Genomic DNA, 20,604 nt, shown 5'->3' with positions numbered 1-20,604 from the left:
TTGACGAGTCTACGAGTGATCGGGGGCGGGCCGTACGCTCGTGCGTCCGGACGGCGGGGTGGTCGTGCCCCGGTCCCCCCTTTCGCCGTTTCCCGGGGCCGCGCCCCGGGCCCCCTTTTCGCGGCTCCGCCGCTCGTCCTCAGACGCCGGACGGGCCGAAATGGCCGGGGCCACCCCTCTCAGCGCGCGCTGAACGCCGGCCGCTCCGGGTCCAGGACCGCCCTGCCCGCCGTGGGCGACGACGCCTCCGCGAAGTGGCGGCGCGGGATCCGTCCCGCCCGGTGCGCCAGCCGGCCCGCCTCCACCGCGTGCCGCATCGCCTCCGCCATGAGGACCGGCTCCTGGGCGCGCGTCACCGCCGAGGCGAGCATGACGGCGGCACAGCCGAGTTCCATGGCCAGGGCGGCGTCCGACGCCGTGCCCGCGCCCGCGTCCAGGATCACCGGGACCTTCGCCCGTTCCGTGATGAGCTGGAAGTTGTGCGGGTTGCGGATGCCGAGGCCGGAGCCGATGGGGGAGCCGAGGGGCATGATCGCGGCGCAGCCGACGTCCTCCAGGCGGCGGGCCAGGACCGGGTCGTCGTTGGTGTACGGCAGGACGGTGAAGCCGTCGTCGACCAGGATCTCGGCGGCGTCGAGCAGCTCGATGGGGTCGGGCAGCAGGGTGCGCTCGTCGGCGATGACCTCCAGCTTCACCCAGTCGGTGCCCAGCGCCTCGCGGGCCAGCCGGGCGGTGAGGACGGCCTCGCCGGCGGTGAAGCAGCCGGCCGTGTTGGGCAGGGCCCGGATGCCGTGCCGTTCGAGCACGGAGAGGACCGAGCCGCGGACCGCCGGGTCGAGGCGGCGCATCGCGACGGTGGTGAGTTCGGTGCCCGAGGCGAGGAGGGCCCGTTCCAGGACGTCGAGGCTGGGTGCCCCGCCCGTGCCCATGATGAGGCGGGAGGTGAAGGGGGTGCCGGCGATGGTGAGCACGTCGTCCGCCATGTCAGCCTCCCTGGACCGCGGTGAGGATCTCGACCCGGTCGCCGTCGCGCAGGGGCGTGTCCGCCCAGCGGCCGCGCGGGACGACGGTCTCGTTGACGGCGGCGGCGACGCCGCCGGGGGAGTCGGCGCCCGTGAGGCCTGTGACGAGCGTGGCGAGGGTGGTCCCGGGCGGGACGGTGCGCCGCTCGCCGTTGACGTGGACCGTGTGGACGGCGGGGGTGCCGGAGACGCGGGGCGATTCCGTGCCGGTCATGCGGAGGGCTCCTGAGCGAGGGAGGACGGGCGGGGGCCGGCCGGCGCGGCGAACCGGCGGGGGCTGAACGGACGGGCCTCCTCGGGCAGCCGTCCGGTGGTGAGCACCTCGGCCATGACGTCGCCGGTGAGCGGGGTCAGCAGGACGCCGTTGCGGTGGTGGCCGGTGGCCAGGTGGAGGCCGGGGAGTCCGGTCGGGCCGAGCAGGGGCGCGTTGTCGGGGGAGCCGGGGCGCAGCCCGGCCGAGGTCTCGGCGAGCGGCAGTTCGGTGAGGCCGGGCACCAGCTCGTGCGCGTCGCGCAGCAGCTCGTAGACGCCGCCGGCGGTGACGGTGGTGTCCCAGCCGAGTTCCTCGCTGGTCGCGCCGATCACCAGCTCGCCGTTCTCGCGGGGGACCAGGTAGACGTGACCGCCGCGGACGACCGCCCGGACGGTGCGGGAGAGGAACGGCCGGTACGCCTCGGGGACGCGCAGCCGCAGGGTCTGGCCCTTGACCGGGCGGACCGGCGGCAGGACGTCGTCCGGCAACCCGGCCAGCCGGCCGCTGTGGCTGCCGGCCGCCAGCACGGTCTGACCGGCGGCGACCCGCTCGCCGTCGGCGAGTTCGACGCCGACGGCCCGGTCGCCGTCCAGCAGCACCCGGGCGGCCGCCGCGCGGTGGAAGGCCACTCCGGCACGTTCGCACGCGGTCAGCAGGGCGGCGGCCAGCCGCCGGGGGTCGGTCTGGTGGTCGCCGTCCACCCGCAGGCCGCCCTGGACGCCCGGGGCGAGCATCGGCTCCAGGCGGCGGCACTCACGGCCGGACAGCCACTGGGCGTCGAGGCCGCAGCGCTGCTGGAACGCGCCGAGTTCGCGCAGGTGGGCGCGGTCGTCGGCGTCGAGGGCGACGGCCAGGGTGCCGCAGGCGCGGTAGCCGGTGTCCCGGCCGCTCGCCTCCTCCAGCTCGGCCGTGAAGCCGGGGTAGCGGCGGGCGGAGGCCAGGTTGAGGGCGAGCAGCGCCTGCTCGCCGTAGTGCAGTTCGGTGACGGCCGCCAGCATTCCGGCCGCCACCAGGGCGGCCCCGCCGCCGGGCGCCGGGTCGGCGACCGCGGTCCGCAGGCCCCGCTGGGCCGCCCGCCAGGCGGTCACCAGGCCGATGATCCCGCCGCCGACCACCAGGGCGTCGTACGGTGCTGAGCGAGAAGACGCGTGCATGGGCGTCCAGCCCCTCCCTTCGCCGGCATGACCCGGATCAGGTTCGTACGGTCGGAGGCCGTCCAGCCTCCCTCTCAGCCCGGTCCGTCCGGGCTCCCGCGAGTGCTTGTGCACCGGCCACCCTAGTACGGGCCGCGAACGCGGCGGAAGGCGGCGGGAGGCCGCCGGAAGGCGCGCGGCGCGGTGGTGTTGTGTCGGAGGTCTCGCCGCACGGTGCTCCGGGAGACCTCGTCCGCCCCCCTACAGTGATCAGGTGAGTGAGCAGACGAACACCCGCAGTGGTACGGCCCCCGGGCACTCCGAGGACACAGCCGAGGACACAGCCGGGGGCACGGCGCGGCGGCGCGTCGTCGTGGCCGGCGCCGGCATGGCCGGCGTGCAGACCGCCGTCGCCCTCCGCGAGCAGGGCTGGGAGGGCACGATCACCCTGCTGGGCGCCGAGCCCCACCCGCCCTACGACCGGCCGCCGCTGTCCAAGGCGGTGCTGCTCGGCAAGGCGGAGGGGTCCGCCTTCGAGGTCGACTTCGCCTCCCTGGACATCGAGCTCCGACTCGGGCTGGAGGTCACCGGCCTGCGCCCCGCCGACCACGAGGTCGACACGGTGCGCGGCCCGGTCCCGTACGACGTCCTGGTGGTGGCCACCGGCGCCGAGCCGGTCCAACTGCCCGGCGCCGAGGACCTGCCGGGCGTGCACCTGCTGCGCACCCTGGACGACGCGGAGCGGCTGCGCCCGCTGCTGGAGCGCAAGGGCGACGTGGTCGCCGTCGGCGCCGGCTGGATCGGCGCCGAGTTCGCCACCGCCGCCCGCGAGGCCAACTGCCGGGTGACCGTCGTCGAGGCCGCCGACCGGCCGCTGGCCGGGGCGCTGCCCGCCGAGGTCGCCGCGCACATGGCCGACTGGTACGCCCAGAGCGGTGCCCGGCTGCTCACCGGCGCCCGGGTGGCCGCCCTGGAGCCGGGCGCCGTGCTGCTGGCGGACGGGACGCGGCTCACCGCCGACGCCGTCGTGGTGGGCATCGGCGCGCGGCCGGCCACCAACTGGCTCGCCGGCTCGGGCGTCGAGCTCGCGGCGGACCGGTCCGTCGTCACCGACGACCGGCTGCGGACGTCCGTCCCGGACGTGTACGCGGTCGGGGACTGCGCCTCCTTCCCCTCCGCCCGGTACGGCGAACGGCTCCTCGTCCACCACTGGGACAACGCCCTCCAGGGGCCGAAGACCGTCGCGGCGAACATCGCGCACGGGCCGGCCGAGGGGCCGGTCTACGACCCGGTGCCGTACTTCTGGTCCGAGCAGTTCGGGCGGTTCGTGCAGTACGCGGGGCACCACGCGGCCGCCGACGAACTGGTGTGGCGCGGGGATCCGGCGGGGGCGGCGTGGACGGTGTGCTGGCTGCGCGCCGGCGTCCTGGTCGCGGTGCTGGCCGTGGGGCGGCCGCGGGACCTGGCGCAGGGACGGAAGCTGATCGAGAAGGGCGCGGTCGTGGACCGGGCGCGGGTGGCCGATCCGGCGGTGCCGCTGAAGGCGGCGGTGGGGTGAGGTGCCCCGGTCCCTCCCCCGGAGGGGGGACCCCCACTTTCACCGTTTCTTGAGGGGGCGAGCCCCCGTGCCCTCTGAAACCGCGCTCCGCGCGGTTGACCTCGAACGCCGGACGGGCCAAACCGCCTCCCCCGGGTGTCCCCGGGTACCGGCTGTCCGTGGCGGATGGCAGGCTTGTCCCGTGACCGAGATTGACACGAAGATCGACGCCCTCGTCTCCGAGTGGCTCACCCTCCCCGACATCGCCGAGATGCTCGACGTGGAGGTGACACGCGTACGGCAGTTGGTGAAGGAGGGCCAACTGATCGCCGTGCGCCGCGGGGAGAACCGGGCGCTCCAGGTGCCCGCCGCCTTCATCGGCGAGGGCAAGGTGATCAAGGGCCTCGCCGGGACCCTGACCCTGCTCAAGGACGACGGGTTCACCGACGAGGAGATGCTGGAGTGGCTGTTCACTCCCGACCCCACCCTGCCGGGCACGCCCGCGCAGGCGCTGCGGGAGAATCGCGGCACGGAGGTGAAGCGGCGCGCCCAGGCGCTCGCCGTCTGACCGTTCCGCAGTGAACCGCCCGCGGTGCGCGGACGGGCCCGTCCCGTCCGCGCACCGCCGACCCCGGGGGGAACCCACGATGTCCGCCACCGCCCGTACGCTCCCGCACGCCCCGGCCGGCTCCGCCCGCGAGGCCCTCGCGGGGGCCCGCCTGTACCTGTGCACCGACGCGCGCAAGCGCCAGGGCGACCTGCCGGAGTTCCTGGAGGCGGTCCTCGCCGGCGGCGTGGACGTCGTACAGCTCCGCGACAAGGGCATGGAGGCCGGTGAGGAGCTGGAGCACCTGCCCGTCCTGGCCGACGCCGCCCGCCGGCACGGCCGGCTGCTCGCGGTGAACGACCGCGCCGACGTCGCCCACGCGATCCGCGCCGACGTCCTGCACCTGGGCCAGGGCGACCTGCCCGTGCCCGCCGCGCGGGCCGTCCTCGGCGACGACGTGCTGATCGGCCGTTCCACGCACAGCGAGGCCGAGGCCGAGGCGGCGATGAGCGAACCGGGCGTGGACTACTTCTGCACCGGCCCCTGCTGGCCCACGCCCACCAAGCCCGGCCGCCCCGCGCCCGGTCTCTCCCTGGTCCGGCACACCGCGGCGCTGCGGCCCGAGCGGCCCTGGTTCGCCATCGGCGGCATCGACGAGGGCAACCTCGACCAGGTCCTGGACGCCGGGGCCCGGCGGATCGTCGTCGTCCGCGCCCTGACCGAGGCCGACGACCCCGGTGACGCCGCCGCCCGACTGGCCCGCCGGATCCGCGAGCGGGACTGAGGCGCGCCATCCGGCCGTGGGGCGGCCGTCGGCTCCGGTAGGTTGTCGTGTTCCTGTTCAACTTTGGATCATGGCAGAAGGAGACGGCCGGTGCGCGAGGCAGCACGGATCACGGGGGCGGCACTGGTGGCCGCTGTGCTGATGACGGGATGCTCCAGCGGCGGTGACGACAAGGACGGCAAGAAGGCCGACGCCAAGCCGGACCAGGCGACGGCCCGGTCCGCCGCTCCCGCCCAGGGCGGCGGTGCGACCGGAGGCGGCTCCGAGGGCAAGCCGGCCGCCGGCTCCCCCGAGGGCGTCTACCTGGCGCGGACCGCCGACGGACCGGTCGCCCTGACCATCGCCGCCGGGCAGGTCGCCCTGGCGTCCGACGGCGGCAAGCGGACCTGCACCGGCCCCCTCCGCGGCAAGTCCTTCATGCTCAAGTGCTCGGACAACGGCGAGAAGCGGTCGATGGGGCTGATCGAGAAGTCCGACGCCACCTCCCTGGTCGTCTTCTGGGAGGGCGGCCCGAAGGAGACCTTCACGCGGCAGGGCGGCGGCGCCAAGCTGCCCGGCGGGCTGGGCGGCCTGCCGAAGCTCGGCGGCTGAACCGCTCGGCTGAACCGCTCGGCTGATCCGGTCCGGTCCGGTTCGGTCCGGTTCGGCCGGACGGTCCCGGTCCGTCTCAGACCGTCCGCAGCATCTGTGCCGCCGCCAGTTCGCGGTAGGCGGCACAGGTGGACAGCAGGTCCTCGTGCCGGCCGGCGGCCACGGCCCGGCCCTCGTGCAGGACGACGATGCGGTCGGCGTTCTGCACGGTGGACAGCCGGTGGGCGATCACCAGGAGCGCGCACTCCTCGGTGATCTCGCGCATCACCCGCCCCAGGGCCAGCTCGTTGACCGCGTCGAGCTGTGACGTGGGCTCGTCCAGCAGCAGCAGCGCCGGGCGGGTGAGCAGGGCCCGGGCCAGCGCCACCCGCTGGCGCTCGCCGCCCGACAGGGTGGCGCCCCGCTCCCCGACCGGCCCGTCGAGCCCGCCCGGCAGCCGGTCCACCACCTCGGCGAGCCGGGCCAGTTCGACGACCCGCCGCACCTCGGCCCGGCTCGCGCCCGGTGCCGCGTAGGTGATGTTGTCCCACAGGGAGCCGTGGACGATGTGGGTGTTCTGGTCGACGACGGCGATGCGCGCCCGGCACTCCGTACGGGACATGGCCGTCGCCGGCCGGCCGTCGAACAGCAGTCGCCCGGCGTCCGGTTCGTAGAAGCGGGCGGCCAGCGCGAAGACCGTACTCTTCCCCGCCCCCGATCGGCCCACCAGCGCGATCTGCCGGTGCGGCGGCACCTCCAGCGAGACGCCGCGCAGCACCGGCCGGCCGGGGCGGTAACCGAACTCGACGTGTTCCAGGGCCAGGACGGGAGGGGCTGAGGAGGCCGGTGGGATGACAGAGGTCGGTGGGGTTGCGGGGGATGGGGAGGTGACAGGGGAAAGCGTGTCCGGAGCCGGCTCCGGCTGTGCGGCACCCGTCGGTTCCACCGGCAGCCCGAGCGCCTCCTCCACCCGCCCGAGCGCCCCCACACCCCGCTGGATCAGCCCCGCCGCGCGGAACACCGACGACAGTGGCACCACCAGGTAGCTGGCGTACAGCAGGAAGGCGACCAGGCCGCCGAGGCTGTGGGTGCGCCCGTCCACCCGCAGCCCGCCGATGACCAGGACGAGCAGGAACGAGCCGTGGACGGCCAGTTCGACCGCCGGGCTCATCACCGCCGCCAGCCGCGCGGTGCGGACCCCGGCGCCGTACGCCGCGTCCACCCGCTCCCCGATCCGGGCGGCCTCCCGCTCCTCGGCCCGGTGCACCCGGACCATCGGCAGGGCGCCCAGGGCCCGTTCCAGATCGGCCGCGACGGCTCCGACGGCGTGCTGCGTCCGCTCCGAGGCCGTGCGGATCCCGCTGAGGACGCAGGTCACCACCGCGGCGGCCGCCGCCACCGTGAGGGCGACCAGGAGGAGGAGCAGTGGGTCGAGCCAGAGCATCAGCGCCACCGCCCCCGCCGAGGCCAGCACCCCGGTGACCAGGTCGACCAGCGCCTGGGAGACGACCTCGCGCAGCACGGTGGTGTCGACGGTGACCCGGGAGACGAGGTCGCCGGTGCGGTGGCGCTCGTACTCCCGCATGTCCAGCCGCAGCAGCCGGCCGGTCAGGCGGTGGCGCAGCGCGCGGACGACGCCCTCGCCCATCCGCTCCAGCAGGAAGCGGCCCACCGCGGCCGTGGCGGCCTCGGCCACGAACAGCGCGGCCAGGAAGAGCAGCGGCCACAGCAGCCGGCCGTCCGCGCTCGCGTCCACGATCCGCTGCGCGAGCAGCGGCTGCGCCAGCCCCAGGGCCGATCCCACCAGGGTGAGGGCGGTGGCGGTGGCCAGCGCCGTCCGGTGGCCGGTGGTCAGCCCGAACACCGTGCGGACCGCGCCAGGACCGCGCCGCCCGGCCCCGGCCGGGGTCACGGCAGCGGCCGGCGCCGGGACGCCGGGGCGGGGGCGACGGTGAGCAGCCGGCTGAAGTAATCGTCCGGAACGCCCTCGTCCACCGGCCGGCCCTCCGCCTCCACCCAGGCGTGCGCGCTGAACGGCGGCACCTTGCGCACCCCCGTGCACCAGGTCGGCCAGTGGCCGTCGAACCGGCACAGCAGGGCCGTGCCGATCGACCGTGGCAGACAGCCGCGCGGCCCGGCGCAGTACAGGCTGACGGCGCACACCGCCCGGCGCGCCGCGGCGGCCCGTCCGTACGAGGCGGGGGCGGCGCCCCGGCGGAGCAGGGCGAGGACCGAGCGGAGCCGGCGGGGCGGCAGCAGGGCGAGCGGGAAGGCGACGGCCAGGGCGCAGCGCGCGGCCAGCCGCCGGGGGAACGGGACGCCGGAGGGCCGGACCAGGGCGCTGGGGGTGGTCATGCGGCCAGCCCCGCGTCCCGCAACAGGGCGACCAGCGCGGCGACGTCCGCGGCGGCCCGCCGCCGGTCCACGGCGAACTCGGTGACGAGCGCCTCCACGGCGTCCGTCTCCCCGCCGCCGCCCATCAGGGTGCGGACGACGAGCGTGCCGGTGGGGTTGAGCTCCCAGTAGCGGCCCTTGCGCTGGTCGAGGAGGACCGTGCCGTAGGCGGTCTCCGCCGTGGCGACGTCCGGGGCGAACCGCAGTGCCATGGAGCTTCCCTTCCTGCGGACGCCGTCGTCCGCGGTCCTGGGGTGCGAGTGCGGGTGCGGGTCAGCGGGCGAGGGTCCGCAGCCACACCTCGCAGCCGATCGTGGAGTAGAGGATCGCCTCGCTCAGGCCGGGCGCTGCGGGCCGCCGGGCGAGGGCGGTCAGGGCGTCGGCGTCGACCAGCCCCAGTCGGGCCAGGGACGAGTCCTCCCAGAGCTTCACCAGGTCGCCCCGGTGTTCCCGCAGCCCGTTCGACGCGTCCATCGAGGCGTGCGCCTTGTCGGTGCGGGCCAGGCACGCGTCCGGGACGATCCCGCGCATCGCCGCCCCCAGCAGCGGCTTGTACTCCCAGGGGGTGACGCGGGCGCGCGGGTCGACGGCCAGGCACGCCTCGATCACCCGGTCGTCGAAGAACGGCGACGCCATGGGCAGTCCGGCCCGTGCCGCCATCAGGTCCCACTGGCGGACGATCCGGGCGCAGATCCGGATCTGTTCCAGGTCCTGGTGGAGGCCGCGGTCCCGGTGCAGCGGCTCGGCGGTCGCGGCGGCCCGGCGCAGGGCCCGCCGGACGGTGTCGGCGGCCTCGGGGGTGACCCAGGGGAACAGCCGGGGCGGCGTGTCCCAGCCCAGCGCCCCCTCGGCGCCGGGCGGCAGCGGGTCCCGCAGGTGCGCCGCCGTGGAGGCCAGCCAGCGGCCGTAGGGGCGGGAGTCGGCGAGCGTGCGCACGGTCGGGACCAGGGGCCACTGGTAGAGGGTGCGGAAACCGCGCAGCCGCCGCAGCGCGAACCAAGGGCGCGTCCGCAGCAGCCGGTGGTAGTAGCCCTCCGAGCACCAGGCCACGTGGTCGCCGCCGATGCCCGTCAGGTGGACGGAACTGCCGCGGCGGGCCAGCTCCGGCAGGTGGTGCAGCGCCCGGGCCCGGTCCATGACACCGATGGTCGGCTCGTCCATGGGGTCGTCGATGTCCAGCAGGTCGGTGTAGACGAGCGGGGACGCGTCCGCGTCCCACACCACGTGTTCGACGTCCGGGAGGTGGCGGGCGGCGCGCCGGGCCCAGGCCAGGTCCGTGTCGGCGGGGTCGCGCCCCGGCCAGGTGCTCGCGACGACGCGGGCCGGGGAGTCGGCGGCCAGGAAGCAGACGGAGGTGGAGTCCAGCCCGCCGGACAGGTCGCAACTGACCGTGCCGCCCCGGTGGGTGCGGGCCGCCACGGCCTCGGTGAGCGCCTGCCGCACCAGCGGCGCGCCGCCGGCCATCGAGCGCACCGGCTCGGGCGGCGTCCACCAGCGGGAGTGGCGGGCCGAGCGCCCGTCGCGGCTGATGTACAGGGCGTCCTCGGCGGGGACGGCGGTGACGCCGCGCCACGGCGAGCGGGCGAACAGCGGGTGGGGGACGGGCCACAGCAGCCGTACGGCCAGCTCCTCCTCGTCCGGGGTGGAGTCCAGGGCGTGGGCGAGCGGCAGGGCGTCGCTCGCGGCCGTCTCGACGCCGCCGACGGTGGCCCGGAAGACCAGCTTGAGGCCGGACGCCGTGCCCTGGACGCGGACGGCGCCGTCCAGCGCGGCCACCAGGTGGAAGCTGCCGGGCAGGGCGCGGGCCAGGCCGTCCAGCGCGGTCAGGTCGCGGAGCGCCGCCGCCCGGCGGCGGAGCTCCGCGGGCCGGACGGGACAGCAGCCGATCACCGCCAGGGCGGCCCGGCCGGTCCGTACGGCGGTGACGTCGCCGTCGTGCCAGTGGCCGGCGATCCACGGCCGGCCGGAGGGGTGGGGGATGGTCCGGGTGTCCTGGCGGATGAGGGAGCGGGCCGCGGAGAGCGCGTCGTCGCAGTCCGGAAGGACCACGAAACGCGCCGCACCCGGGCCCGCTCCCCCCGCCTCGCGAGGCGTAGGCATTCAGCCCTCTGTCTCCGGCCGCCGGTCTCAGTTCTTGCTGAGGATCAGACGGTCGTTGCCCGAGGTGCGGAGCAGGCCGGTCTTGGCGCGGAACGTGCCGCGCTTGACCAGGGTGGGAGCCTCGTACGTCTTCTTCATGACGCCTCCTTGATTCGGAGTATCCTTTTCGCCCCGGATTCCGTCCGGTCGGCCGTGGCCTCCCGGGGGAGAGGTGCCCCGGCAGGGGGCCGGTGCCGGTCCGGCTCCAGGGCGTATCGCCATGCTATCCATGCCAAAAGGATTCATCGCAATCCAAGTCCGATAATCACCGGGAAAACGGGAGTGCGCTCATCCGAGTGCGCCGGTCGGTGGGGCGGAATTCGGTCCCGGTGAAATCAGGGAAAACAGAGGTGATCCACAGGATCGCGCGGGTGTGTCATTGTCTTCGAAAAGCGGACGGGAATTCGCCGCGCCGGAAATCCGGAATCCCTTCCACCGGGCCGGGAAAATCCGGAAAGTCGGGGTTTCGGGAACGGTGTACCGGACACCCTGGGCCGGGAAGCGGCCAGATCGTGGACAGCGTTGGGAAGATCGTCCCAGCGCTGGTTAACTTGACCGGTATGGCCCTTGGCACAGCCTCCACCAGGACGGATCACGCCCGTACCGTGCGTGACCTGCTCGCTTCCGGCGAGCGTTCGTACTCCTTCGAATTCGCGGCCCCCAAGACCGAGAAGGGCGAGCGGACGCTCTGGAACGCCATCCGGCGGATCGAGGCGGTCGCGCCCACCTTCGTCTCCGTGACCTACGGCGCCGGCGGCTCCTCGCGCGAGGGCACCGTACGGGCGACGGAGCGCATCGCGACCGACACCACCCTCACCCCCGTCGCCCACCTCACCGCCGTCAACCACTCCGTGGCCGAACTGCGCAATGTCATCGGCCAGTACGCGGACGTCGGCATCCGCAACATGCTCGCCCTGCGCGGCGACCCGCCCGGCGACCCCACCGGCGAGTGGGTGCGTCACCCCCAGGGGCTGCACTACGCCGTCGAACTGGTGCGGCTCATCAAGGAGTCCGGCGACTTCTGCGTGGGCGTCGCGGCCTTCCCCGAGATGCACCCGCGCTCCACCGACTGGGACACCGACGTCCGCCACTTCGTCGACAAGTGCCGGGCCGGCGCCGACTTCGCCATCACCCAGATGTTCTTCCACGCCGAGGACTACCTGCGGCTGCGCGACCGGGTCCAGGCCGCCGGCTGCGAGACGCCGATCATCCCCGAGGTCATGCCCGTCACCAACGTCCGCCAGATCGAACGGTTCGCGCAGCTCAGCAACGCGGCGTTCCCCGCGGACCTCGCGGAGCGGATCCGGGCGGTGGAGGACGACCCGGCGGCTGTACGCTCGATCGGGATCGAGTACGCGACGGAGCTGTGTGCCCGGTTGATGGCCGAGGAGACCCCGGGGCTGCACTTCATTACCCTGAACCACTCCACGGCCACCTTGGAAATCTACGAGAACCTGGGACTGCACCAGCGGTCCTGACGGCCCGCCGGTCACGGCGGCCGGACTGGAGGGGCGATTCATGGGCTGGACGGTCCTCTACTTCGCGTTCGGCGTCGTCGCGCTCTGGCTGCTCGCCGAAGTGCTGTTGCAGTACAAGGCCCGGCTGCGGTGGCGGCTGCTGGCCTTCACCGGCTTCCTCGGGGTGGTGGCCGGTGTGGTCATCCCGTCCGTGGCGGTCATCGTCGTCGGCGCCGTCGCCTTCGCGGTCGGCCAGATCTACGTCACGCTGTCGTTCCGGCGCGGCTTCTCGGCCGGGTGGGCGCTCCGGCGCTCGGGCCGGGACGGCGGGCGGCCGGGCGCGGACGGCTCCGCCGAGGGCTCGGGCCGGTCCGGCCGTTCCTCCCGGTCCGCCGGCCCCGCCCCCTCCGGCCGGGCGGCCCGCCGGCGCGGCCGCCCCGAGCGGACCGGCTCCGAGCCGGCCCCGGCCGCCGCACCGCCCGCCCCCGGCACGCCGCGCGCCGCCCGCAAGCGGCTGACGGAGGCCGAGGCGGGGGCGGCGACGGCCATGATGCCGACGGTGCCTCAGCAGCCCACCGACGAGCGCGGGGTGCCCGGGCCGGCGGGGCCGGCGGCACCGGCGGGACCGGGGGACACCGCCGCGTTCCCCGTGGTCGAGGAGGGGGCCTCCGTCTTCGGCGGCACCTACGACTACGGCTACGGCCAGGGCCAGGGCCAGGATCAAGGGCAGGGGCAGGGGCAGTACGCCGCGTACTCCGACCCGTACGTCGGGGCCGGCGCGCAGCCCTCGCCCGGGTACGAGCAGCCGCAGCCGTACGACGTGTACGGGCAGCAGGGCGGCTATGCGCCGCAGCAGCAGTACGGGCCTTACGGGCAGTACGACATGGACACCCCGCCGGGTGGGGTGTGGGTGCCGCAGCAGCGGCAGGGCGAGGACGGGCAGACGCCGCCGGCTCCGCCGCAGGGGTACGGGTACTGAGCTCGCCCCGGTCCCTCCCTTTCGCCGTTTCCCGGGGGCAAGCCCCCAGACCCCCTGATCGCGGCTCCGCCGCTCGCCCTCAAGCGCCGGACGGGCTGATTCAGCCCGTCCGGCGCTTGAGGACAGCGCCCGCGGGGTGCTTCGGGGGTGCGGGGGTCTGCCCCTGCGAGAAACGGTGAAAGGGAGGGGCCGGGGCACGCCTCACTGCGACCCCCGGAACCCCGCCCCCTCCACGATCAGCCCCGCCACCAGCGCCCCCGACATCCCCGCGTGCGCCAGCCCACCTCCCGGATGGGCAAACCCGCCCACCCGGAACAACCCGGGCAACTCCCCACTGTTCGAGGGGAACAGAAAAGCCCCTCCACCACCGCTCAGAGCGGGCGCGGGCACGCCCCCGCCCGGAGCCCCCGTGACCCGCTCCGTATCGGCGGGCGTCCGCACCTCCCGCCACAGCACCCGCTCCGCCACCCCGGGAACGGCCGCCTCGGCGGCCGAGAGCATCCGGTCGGCGAACGCGGCGACGACCCCCGTGTCCGCCCAGTCGACGCGCCCGTGGGGAGCGACGGTCGCCGTGAGGGTGACGGCCTCGTGCCCGTCGTCGGGCCGTACGGCGGGGTCGTCGGGGCGGAGGACGGTGACGGTCGGCACGTAGTCGGTGCCGGCCGCGTCGAAGACGCCCGCCAACTCGCCCGCACGCCACGGCGCGTGGACGACCGTGCGGTGCGCGACCCCCGCCGGCCGCTCCCCGCGCAGGGCGAGGAAGACGGTGAACCGGCCGGGGTACGAAGGCGCCGACGCCGGATCCGGCGCGCCGGTGACGACGAAGGCCGCCTCCTCGACGGTCCCGTCGGCGAGCCGGACGCCCGCCGCGCGGCCGTCCTCCTCGACCACCCCGGTCACCTCGGCGCCGAACCGGAACTCCACCCGTCGGGCCAGGCACCGCCGGTGCAGCGCGTCGGCGAGGCCGCGCAGGCCGCCGGCCACGTACCAACTGCCGAAGGTCTGCTCCAGGTACGGCAGGACGGTGGCGCTCGCCGGCGCGGTGCGCGGGTCGAGGCCGTAGGCCAGCGCGTGGCTCTCCAGCAGGGCGGCGAGCCGGGGGTCGCGCAACTCCCGGTCCGCGACGGCCGCCAGGGTGGCGGGCGCGCTGCGCCGGAAGAGGCCGCGCCGCGCCGGGTAGGCGTCACGGGCCAGGGCCGCCCGCTCCGCCGGGTCAGCGCTCAGCGGCTCCTCCAGCAGCGGGCGACGTGTCGCGTCCCAGGCCTCCCGGGCCCGGTTGACCAGCTCGCTCCAGCGTTCGCCCGCGCCCGGGCGCACCGCCTCGTCCAGCGCCCGGACGACGCCGGCGCGCGAGGCGTTGGGCAGCGCGAACGCCGTCCCGTCGGCGAAGAGGTGGGCGCTCGCCGGGTCCACCTGGGCGAGGTCGACGCTCCGCTCCAGGGACTCCTTGCCGGTCTTGACGAACAGGTCGCGGTAGACGGCCGGCAGGTGCAGCAACTGCGGCCCCGTGTCGAAGACGAAGCCGTCGCGGGCGAACCGTGCGACGCCTCCGCCGTGGGTCCCGCCGCGCTCGTACACCGTCACCGAGTGGCCCGCGACGGCCAGTCGGGCGGCAGCCGCCATGGCGCCCATGCCGGCGCCGATCACCGCAATTCGTGCCATGCCGCCGACCTTATCCGGAGGCGTTCATGCCGCCGGGGGCCGCCTCGGCCGTCGCGCGCCCCTCCCGCCGCGCCGCCCGCCGCTCCTTGCGCCGCCGCAGGAACGCGCGCACCCGGCGCCACAGGACCACCACCGTCCCGATGCCCAGCACCAGCAGCGTCCCGGCGATGCCCGCCGCGACCGCCGGATGGAACAGGGCGAAGACGACGAGGGCGGCCACGCCCAGGTCCTCGGCGATGCTCACCAGGATGGTGCTGAGCGGCTCGGGCGAGCTGTTGACCACCATCCGCGTGCTCATCTTCACCAGGTGTGTCACCAGTGCCGTCGTCCCGCCCAGTGCCCCGCAGGCCACCTCCGACAGCGAACCGCCGCTCTGCCCGGCCAGCAGCGCCCCGACCATCGCCCCGCAGGCGGGCCGGACCAGCGTGTGGACCACGTCCCACACCGTGTCCACGTACGGGACCTTGTCGGCGACGGCCTCGCAGAGGAACAGCAGCCCGGCGACGACCAGCACCTCCGGGCGCTGCAGCGCCCCGGGCACGTCGTCGCCGATGCCGGCCCTGCCGCAGAGGCCGAGCAGCAGGACCACCGCGTAGGCGTTGATCCCGCTCGCCCAGCCGCTGGTGAACACCATGGGGAGTACGGACATGGGGATGATCGTAGGCGGGAGTGCTCAGTCGGTGCGCATCCCGTACTCAGCCGGACGCCGCCGCTTGAGTACGGGATGAGTACCGGTACGGATGAGCCCGCGCCCCGGCACGCGGCAGAGTGAGGGCGTGGGGGGAGCACGGCGCCCGCACCGCCGGCACGGGGCGGCGGAGCGGGCGCCGCGCCCGGGCCGTCGGGGCGATCAGCGGGCGTGGCCTCCCACGCGCCCCTGCAACAGCCGTGACAGCGCCGCGTGCACCTCTTCCACCGACCGCTCCGGCTGGAACGACTGCCAGTCCAGTGCGGCGACAAGCACCATCCCGAACAGCGCCGACGCCGTCAGCGGTACGTCGATCTCCGGGCTCAGCTCGCCTCCGGCGACGGCCTCCGCCAGCACCCCCTCGATCACGGCGATGGCCTTCTGCCGCACCTGCATCAGCGTGGACTGCCAGGCCCGGTTGGTGCGCCACAGCTCCGCGACGTAGAGCTGCATCAGCGCCGGGTAGCGGGCGATGAAGTCCAGGCCCGCCCGCACCATCGCGTCGAGGGCGTCCACCCGGCCGCCGCCGCGGGCCGCGGTGTCGTCGGCGGCCTGGCGCAGGGAGACGGTCAGCAGCTCGATGCCGTCCCGCAGGAGTTCCTCGAAGAGCACCGTCTTGCTCGCGAAATTGTAGTAGACGGTGCCCTTGGCCACCCCGGCGCGTTCGGCGATCTCGTCGACGGTGGTGGAGGAGAAGCCCTGTTCGGCGATGAGGGTGACGGCCGCCTCGAAGAGGCGGCGCCGGGTCCTGCCGCGGCGCGTACTGCTGCTGTCCATGACGGTGATTCTCCCTGTACGCACCGTGTCCTCCGGTACGGGCCTCACAGGCTGAGCTCCGGATGCAGGTCCCGGACCGTCCAGACCTGCCGGCGCCGGGCCGTCCACGCGGTGAGCGCCAGGGCGCCCGCCGCGAACGCGGCGAGGACGGCACACGCACGCCATACGGCCGCCGGGTCGCCGCCGGTGATGAGGTGGCGCAGCCCGTCGACGACGTAGCTCATGGGCAGGAAGGGGTGCACCGCGTTGAAGAAGCCGGGGCTGGTCTGCACCGGGTACGTGCCGCCCGCCGACGTCAACTGGAGCATCAGCAGCATCAGGACGAGGATCCGGCCCGCCGGTCCGAAGCGGGCGTTGAGCCACTGCACGATCGCCGCGAAGCAGGCCGTCACCAGGCAGAGGAAGCCGATCGTGCCCGCCGCGCGGGCCGGGTGCAGGCCCAGCCCCCAGCACAGGACGGCCAGCAGGGCGCCGGCCTGGAGCACACCGACGGCGACGACGGGCAGCCAGCCCGCGAGGGCGGTCCGCCAGGCGGGGGCGCCGACGGCCAGGGCGCGTCGGTTGAGCGGCGGGAACAGCATGTAGGCCACCATCGCGCCGACCCAGAGGGAGAGCGGGATGAAGTACGGGGCGAAACCGGTGCCGTAGTTCGGCGCCTTGTGGGTGGCGCGGGAGGCGAGGCCGACCGGGTCGGCCATGACGCCGGTGCGGGCGTCGCGCTCGTCCTTGCCGTAGTCGGGGATCTTCTTGACGCCGTCGTGCAGCCCGCCGGCCAGCTTCGACGAGCCGTCGGAGAGCTTGACCATGCCGTTCCGGAGCGAGCCCGCGCCGTCGCGGAGCTTCCCCAGTCCGTCGTCGAGGCCGGTGGCGCCCTTGCGGGCGGTGCCGAGGCCGTCGCGCAGCTTCCCGGCGCCGCCGTGCAGCTTCTCCGCGCCGTCCGCGACGCGGTGGGCGCCGGAGTCCAGGGCGTTGACGTCGCGGACGGCGGCGTCGATCTCGGCCGCCAGGGTGGGCGCCTTGTCGCGGAGCTTCTCGGCGCCGGAGCGGAGGGCGTCCAGTTTGGCCGGGAACGCATCGAGTTCGCCGTTCCGGTTCTGCACGAGGGTGTCGAGCTCGCGGGCGCCCAGGGCGGACTGCCGGGCGGCGAACAGCGCCTTGCGCAGCTTCGGACAGAACGCCGGCGGTTCGGCGGCCCGTTCGCAGAGCTCGGTGTAGGAGTCGCCGAGCACCTGGGCGCCGGCCGCGCTGCCCCGGGCGAGTTTCGCGGTGGTGGCGGCGGACGGCAGGTCGTCCAGATGCCGGCGGAGCGTCCGTGCCTCGGCGGCCACCTTGCGGGCGTCCTCGCCGATCTCGCGGGCGTGGTCCTTCACATAGCGGGCGTCGGGGCCGGCCGCCGCGCCGTTGACCCGGTCGGCCAGCTTCCGGGTGCCGGCCGCCACCTTGCCGGCGCCCTCGGCGAGCCGCCCGGAGGCGTCGTCCAGCTTCCCGGCCCCGCCGTGGAGTTCGCCGACGCCCTTGCGGAGCCGTCCGCTGCCCTCGGCAGCCTTGGCGAGGCCGTCCTTGAGCTCGCCGGCCCCCTTGCGGGCGGTGCCGATGCCGTCGCCCAGTTTGTCCGCGCCCTCGGCGGCCTGCTCGGTCTTCCCGTGCAAGGTGGAGAACGAGACGAAGATCCGGTCGTAGAAGGAGCGGGACGCCTTGCGCGAGGCGGCGGCCCGGACCTCGGAGAAGACGGTCCGGGAGATCGAGCCGACGATGTAGTTGTTGGCGTCGTTCGTCCGGACCTGGAGCGCGCCGGTCTCCGGGGAGTCACCCGCGCTGGAGGCGACGCGCCGGCTGAAGTCGGCGGGGATGGTGAGCGACAGGTAGTACGTGCCGTCCTCCAGGCCCTTGCGGGCCTCGGCGGCGCTCGTCTCCCGCCACCGGAACGTCTTGCTGTCGTGCAGGCCGTCGACGATGGAGTCGCCGGCGGTGAGCCGCTTGCCGTCCACCGTGGCGCCCCGGTCGGCGTTCACCAGCGCGACGGGCACCTTGTCGAGCCGCCCGTAGGGATCCCAGAACGACCAGAGGTAGAGCGCGCCGTAGAGCAGAGGCAGGAGCAGCAGCGCGACGAGCGCGGCCCGCGGCAGCGCGCCCCTGCCGAACTTCCTGAGCTCAAGCGCGGCCAGCTTCGGCGAGCGCATCGGCCGCCTCCTCTCCGCGCGTGGCGACGATGACGTCGGCGTCCTCGGGCGCCTCGCCGCAGGCGGCGAGCACGGTGGTGCCCGTCTCCGCGACCGACCGCAGCAGCGCCCAGGCGTCCGCCCGTTCGGCGGGGCCGAGTTTGAGGTCCGCGTCGTCGACGGCGACCAGGCGCGGGCCGCCGATCAGGGCCAGGGCGAGCGACAGCCGCAGCGACTCCGGCCGGCCGAGGTCACGGGCGAGGGTGCGCGGGCCGGCGGGCAGCGCGTCCACGTCTAGTCCGACGGTGGCCAGGGCCGCCTCGGCGCGGGCCTCGGCCGCGGCCCGGCGCTCGCCCGGCGGGCGCAGCAGCTCGCGGAACCCTCCGGTGAACCGGCGGCACAGCAGGACCCGTTCGCGCAGGTGCTCCGCGACGCTGAGCGCGCCCTCCGGCTCGCAGACGCCGGCCATGTGGGCGAGGGCGGTGAACCGGCGGACCGCGGCCATCCGGCGAGGCAGGGGCACTCCGCCGACCTCGGCTTCTCCGGCGGTGACGCGCATTCTTCCGGTGAGGGCGAGCAGAAGACAGGTACGGCCCGATCCGGACGGGCCCTCGACGGCGACGAGGGCGCCGGGGTCCGCGGCGACGTCCACGCCGCGGAAGGTCCACCCGCGGGGCCCGGCGAGGCCGAGTCCGCGGGCCGTGACGGCGGCTCCTGGCGAGGTGGGGTCCATACGGCGGCCTCCGGGTGACGTGGCGGTGGTGCGGCTCCGGTACGGGAAAGCGTGTTGCACTGACCAGTCAGTGCAAAAAGTATGGCGCACCCCCCGACTGCCCCCGCACCGGGGTGGCATGTACCGGCGACCATGGAGGTAAGCGCAGGTCAGGGCGATTGTCAGTGGTGTGCAGGACGATGGCGGCAGACGGTGGTACGGGTGTTCGGCCCGGACCGCCCCGACGGAGGAGGTTCGTCATGGCCCGCAGCAGGAGCGACGTCCGCCTTTCCTCGGCCGTTCCGGCGGCCGTTTCCCCGGACGGCCCCGCGGTCCCGGCCGCGCCCGGGGTGTGGGACGTGCCCCCGCCCGCCCGCGCCACCGCCCCGCCCGCCGTCGTCGAGCTCCTCACCCAGGCCCGGCGCAGCCTGGTGGAGGCCGCCGCCCTCGACGCCCCGCACGAGCGGTTCGCCACCGCCCACCTCGCCGCGCTCCGCACGGCCGCCGCCGTCCTCGCCGCGCGCGGCCGGCCCGAGACCACGGCCCGCCGACGGCACCGGATCCGCAGCGCCTGGGAGGTGCTGCCCGAGGCCGCGCCCGAACTCGCCGAGTGGAGCGCCCTGTTCGCCGCCGGCGCCGAACGCCGGGCGCGGGCCGAGGCCGGCATCGCGTCGGCGGCGGACGAACGGGAGGCCGACGAGCTGCTGCGCGCCGCCGCGATGTTCCTGCGCCTCGTCGAGCGGGGGCTCGACCTCCAGCCCCGGCTGCCGGCGCAACCCGCCCCCGGGCAGGGGAGGGTGGGGTGACCGCGCCGGCGGCCCGCCGGCGGGCGCTCCACCGGGTGCGGAGTGCGGGCGGCCGGGGCCCGGCCCATTAGGCTGGGGCCGCCGACGACCGTCATCCGCCACCGCCGTCCCGGCGGTGCCGCCACCCGCGCCGAGGAGCCACCCGCCGTGTCCGAGCCTTCCCTGGGTGGGGAGACCCCATCGCGCCCCCGTGCGTCCCTGCGTACCGCCGTGGTCTGGGAGGTCCTGCGGGACGCCCTGGACCGGCGGGCCGAGGCCGGCGGCGCCGGTGCCGGCCTGGAGGTCCTCGACGCGGGCGGCGGCAGCGGCCAGTTCGCCGTCGAGGTGGCCCGCCTCGGCCACCGGGTCACCGTCGTCGACCCCAGCCCCAACGCGCTGTTCGCGCTGGAGCGGCGGGCCGCCGAGGCCGGCGTCGCCGACCGGGTGCGCGGCGTGCAGGGCGACACCCAGGGGTTGTTCGACGTGGTCGGGCGCGGTGCCTACGACGCCGTCCTCTGCCACGGCGTCCTGGAGTACGTGGACGACCCCGCCGAGGGTCTGCGGGCCGTCGCCGCGGCCCTGCGCCCCTCCGGCGTGCTCAGCCTGCTCGCCGCCGGCCTCGGCGGCGCCGTGCTCGCCCGCGCCCTCGCCGGCCACTTCACCGAGGCCCGGCAGGCCCTGACCGACCCCGACGGGCACTGGGGCACCGGCGACCCCGTGCCCCGCCGCTTCACCGCCGGCCAACTGTCGGACCTGGCCGGCGGCGCCGGCCTGGACGTCAAGGCCGTCCACGGGGTCCGCGTCTTCGCCGACCTGGTCCCCGGCGTGCTCGTGGACGCCCAGCCCGGCGCCCGGGACGCCCTGGCGCGGCTGGAGGCCGAGGCGGCGGCGCTGCCCGCCTTCCACGCGGTGGCCACCCAGCTCCACGTCCTCGCCGAACGGCCCTGACCGGGGGGCCGCCCGGCCCCCGTCCCGCACCGGAGCCGCACGACCCCGCCCGAACTGC

General features: G+C 75.4%; 21 protein-coding genes and 1 riboswitch. Of the genes, 8 read left to right on the top strand and 13 right to left on the bottom strand.

Features of this window, described 5'->3' with window-relative positions; all coding sequences use genetic code 11:
* Nucleotides 1–179 precede the first annotated feature (179 nt).
* The 3 genes from ACZ6X9_RS12430 to thiO form a co-directional block, all read right to left on the bottom strand.
* A complete protein-coding gene (locus ACZ6X9_RS12430) occupies nucleotides 180–983 on the bottom strand; it encodes a thiazole synthase (RefSeq protein ID WP_469777945.1) in 804 nt (267 codons plus the stop codon).
* A 1-nt stretch (nucleotide 984) separates the two neighbouring features.
* On the bottom strand, nucleotides 985–1,236 hold the full coding sequence (gene thiS / locus ACZ6X9_RS12425; protein ID WP_469777944.1) for a sulfur carrier protein ThiS: 252 nt from the start codon (nucleotides 1,234–1,236) through the stop codon (nucleotides 985–987).
* Nucleotides 1,233–2,429 (bottom strand): glycine oxidase ThiO, encoded by a 1,197-nt coding sequence (gene thiO / locus ACZ6X9_RS12420; protein ID WP_469777943.1) that lies wholly within the window; start codon nucleotides 2,427–2,429, stop codon nucleotides 1,233–1,235. Before thiO ends, thiS begins: the two co-directional genes overlap by 4 nt.
* Nucleotides 2,427–2,539: riboswitch (TPP riboswitch) on the bottom strand. (Overlaps the previous gene by 3 nt.)
* Before the next feature lie 143 nt (nucleotides 2,540–2,682).
* Here thiO and ACZ6X9_RS12415 point away from each other — a divergent pair.
* The 4 genes from ACZ6X9_RS12415 to ACZ6X9_RS12400 all read left to right on the top strand — a co-directional run bounded on the left by ACZ6X9_RS12415 (nucleotide 2,683) and on the right by ACZ6X9_RS12400 (nucleotide 5,867).
* Nucleotides 2,683–3,966, top strand: coding sequence for an NAD(P)/FAD-dependent oxidoreductase (locus ACZ6X9_RS12415; protein ID WP_469777942.1), 1,284 nt, complete (start codon nucleotides 2,683–2,685; stop codon nucleotides 3,964–3,966).
* Nucleotides 3,967–4,147: 181 nt separating this feature from the next.
* Nucleotides 4,148–4,513 carry an Rv2175c family DNA-binding protein gene (locus tag ACZ6X9_RS12410; protein ID WP_469777941.1) on the top strand — a complete coding sequence of 122 codons (366 nt, stop codon included), beginning with the start codon at nucleotides 4,148–4,150 and terminating at the stop codon, nucleotides 4,511–4,513.
* A 79-nt stretch (nucleotides 4,514–4,592) separates the two neighbouring features.
* Entirely contained in the window at nucleotides 4,593–5,276 is a 684-nt protein-coding gene (gene thiE / locus ACZ6X9_RS12405) for a thiamine phosphate synthase (protein ID WP_469777940.1), read from the top strand.
* 90 nt (nucleotides 5,277–5,366) lie between these two features.
* Complete coding sequence (locus ACZ6X9_RS12400; protein ID WP_469777939.1) at nucleotides 5,367–5,867, top strand: hypothetical protein; 501 nt, start codon at nucleotides 5,367–5,369, stop codon at nucleotides 5,865–5,867.
* 76 nt (nucleotides 5,868–5,943) lie between these two features.
* On the opposite strand, the gene ACZ6X9_RS12395 is transcribed toward ACZ6X9_RS12400, so the two are convergent.
* The 5 genes from ACZ6X9_RS12395 to ACZ6X9_RS12375 form a co-directional block, all read right to left on the bottom strand.
* On the bottom strand, nucleotides 5,944–7,758 hold the full coding sequence (locus ACZ6X9_RS12395) for an ABC transporter ATP-binding protein (RefSeq protein ID WP_469777938.1): 1,815 nt from the start codon (nucleotides 7,756–7,758) through the stop codon (nucleotides 5,944–5,946).
* Complete coding sequence (locus tag ACZ6X9_RS12390; protein WP_469777937.1) at nucleotides 7,755–8,201, bottom strand: lasso peptide biosynthesis B2 protein; 447 nt, start codon at nucleotides 8,199–8,201, stop codon at nucleotides 7,755–7,757. The genes ACZ6X9_RS12395 and ACZ6X9_RS12390 overlap by 4 nt, the downstream gene beginning before the upstream one ends.
* Nucleotides 8,198–8,452, bottom strand: a complete 255-nt coding sequence (locus ACZ6X9_RS12385) for a lasso peptide biosynthesis PqqD family chaperone (protein WP_469777936.1) — start codon at nucleotides 8,450–8,452, stop codon at nucleotides 8,198–8,200. Before ACZ6X9_RS12385 ends, ACZ6X9_RS12390 begins: the two co-directional genes overlap by 4 nt.
* Before the next feature lie 61 nt (nucleotides 8,453–8,513).
* Nucleotides 8,514–10,289, bottom strand: coding sequence for a lasso peptide isopeptide bond-forming cyclase (locus ACZ6X9_RS12380; protein ID WP_469777935.1), 1,776 nt, complete (start codon nucleotides 10,287–10,289; stop codon nucleotides 8,514–8,516).
* Nucleotides 10,290–10,367: 78 nt separating this feature from the next.
* Complete coding sequence (locus ACZ6X9_RS12375; protein ID WP_106429645.1) at nucleotides 10,368–10,478, bottom strand: keywimysin-related RiPP; 111 nt, start codon at nucleotides 10,476–10,478, stop codon at nucleotides 10,368–10,370.
* A 461-nt stretch (nucleotides 10,479–10,939) separates the two neighbouring features.
* Between ACZ6X9_RS12375 and metF the strand changes: the two genes are divergently transcribed.
* Nucleotides 10,940–11,857, top strand: a complete 918-nt coding sequence (gene metF / locus ACZ6X9_RS12370) for a methylenetetrahydrofolate reductase [NAD(P)H] (protein ID WP_469777934.1) — start codon at nucleotides 10,940–10,942, stop codon at nucleotides 11,855–11,857.
* Between the two features lie 40 nt (nucleotides 11,858–11,897).
* Nucleotides 11,898–12,815 carry a hypothetical protein gene (locus ACZ6X9_RS12365; RefSeq protein WP_469777933.1) on the top strand — a complete coding sequence of 306 codons (918 nt, stop codon included), beginning with the start codon at nucleotides 11,898–11,900 and terminating at the stop codon, nucleotides 12,813–12,815.
* A 201-nt stretch (nucleotides 12,816–13,016) separates the two neighbouring features.
* Here ACZ6X9_RS12365 and ACZ6X9_RS12360 read toward each other — a convergent pair whose 3' ends face one another.
* The 5 genes from ACZ6X9_RS12360 to ACZ6X9_RS12340 all read right to left on the bottom strand — a co-directional run bounded on the left by ACZ6X9_RS12360 (nucleotide 13,017) and on the right by ACZ6X9_RS12340 (nucleotide 18,834).
* Nucleotides 13,017–14,477: a phytoene desaturase family protein gene (locus ACZ6X9_RS12360; protein WP_469777932.1), complete on the bottom strand. Its 1,461-nt coding sequence runs from the start codon at nucleotides 14,475–14,477 to the stop codon at nucleotides 13,017–13,019.
* A 10-nt stretch (nucleotides 14,478–14,487) separates the two neighbouring features.
* Nucleotides 14,488–15,126, bottom strand: a complete 639-nt coding sequence (locus ACZ6X9_RS12355; protein WP_469777931.1) for a DUF4126 domain-containing protein — start codon at nucleotides 15,124–15,126, stop codon at nucleotides 14,488–14,490.
* Between the two features lie 201 nt (nucleotides 15,127–15,327).
* Nucleotides 15,328–15,942: a TetR/AcrR family transcriptional regulator gene (locus ACZ6X9_RS12350; RefSeq protein WP_469777930.1), complete on the bottom strand. Its 615-nt coding sequence runs from the start codon at nucleotides 15,940–15,942 to the stop codon at nucleotides 15,328–15,330.
* Nucleotides 15,943–15,986: 44 nt separating this feature from the next.
* The gene (locus ACZ6X9_RS12345) at nucleotides 15,987–18,122 is read right to left on the bottom strand and encodes a YhgE/Pip family protein (protein ID WP_469777929.1); all 2,136 of its coding nucleotides are present in this window, start codon (nucleotides 18,120–18,122) and stop codon (nucleotides 15,987–15,989) included.
* Entirely contained in the window at nucleotides 18,094–18,834 is a 741-nt protein-coding gene (locus ACZ6X9_RS12340; RefSeq protein WP_469777928.1) for an ATP-binding cassette domain-containing protein, read from the bottom strand. The genes ACZ6X9_RS12345 and ACZ6X9_RS12340 overlap by 29 nt, the downstream gene beginning before the upstream one ends.
* Nucleotides 18,835–19,073: 239 nt before the next feature.
* Between ACZ6X9_RS12340 and ACZ6X9_RS12335 the strand changes: the two genes are divergently transcribed.
* Nucleotides 19,074–19,619, top strand: a complete 546-nt coding sequence (locus tag ACZ6X9_RS12335) for an SAV_6107 family HEPN domain-containing protein (protein ID WP_469777927.1) — start codon at nucleotides 19,074–19,076, stop codon at nucleotides 19,617–19,619.
* 147 nt (nucleotides 19,620–19,766) lie between these two features.
* Nucleotides 19,767–20,546 carry a methyltransferase gene (locus ACZ6X9_RS12330; protein WP_469777926.1) on the top strand — a complete coding sequence of 260 codons (780 nt, stop codon included), beginning with the start codon at nucleotides 19,767–19,769 and terminating at the stop codon, nucleotides 20,544–20,546.
* Nucleotides 20,547–20,604: the final 58 nt, after the last annotated feature.

The sequence above is a fragment of the Streptomyces sp. NPDC052910 genome, from assembly GCF_055585605.1.
The sequence above is the reverse complement of the archived record's forward strand: the minus strand, read 5'-3'. Positions and strand labels throughout refer to the sequence as shown.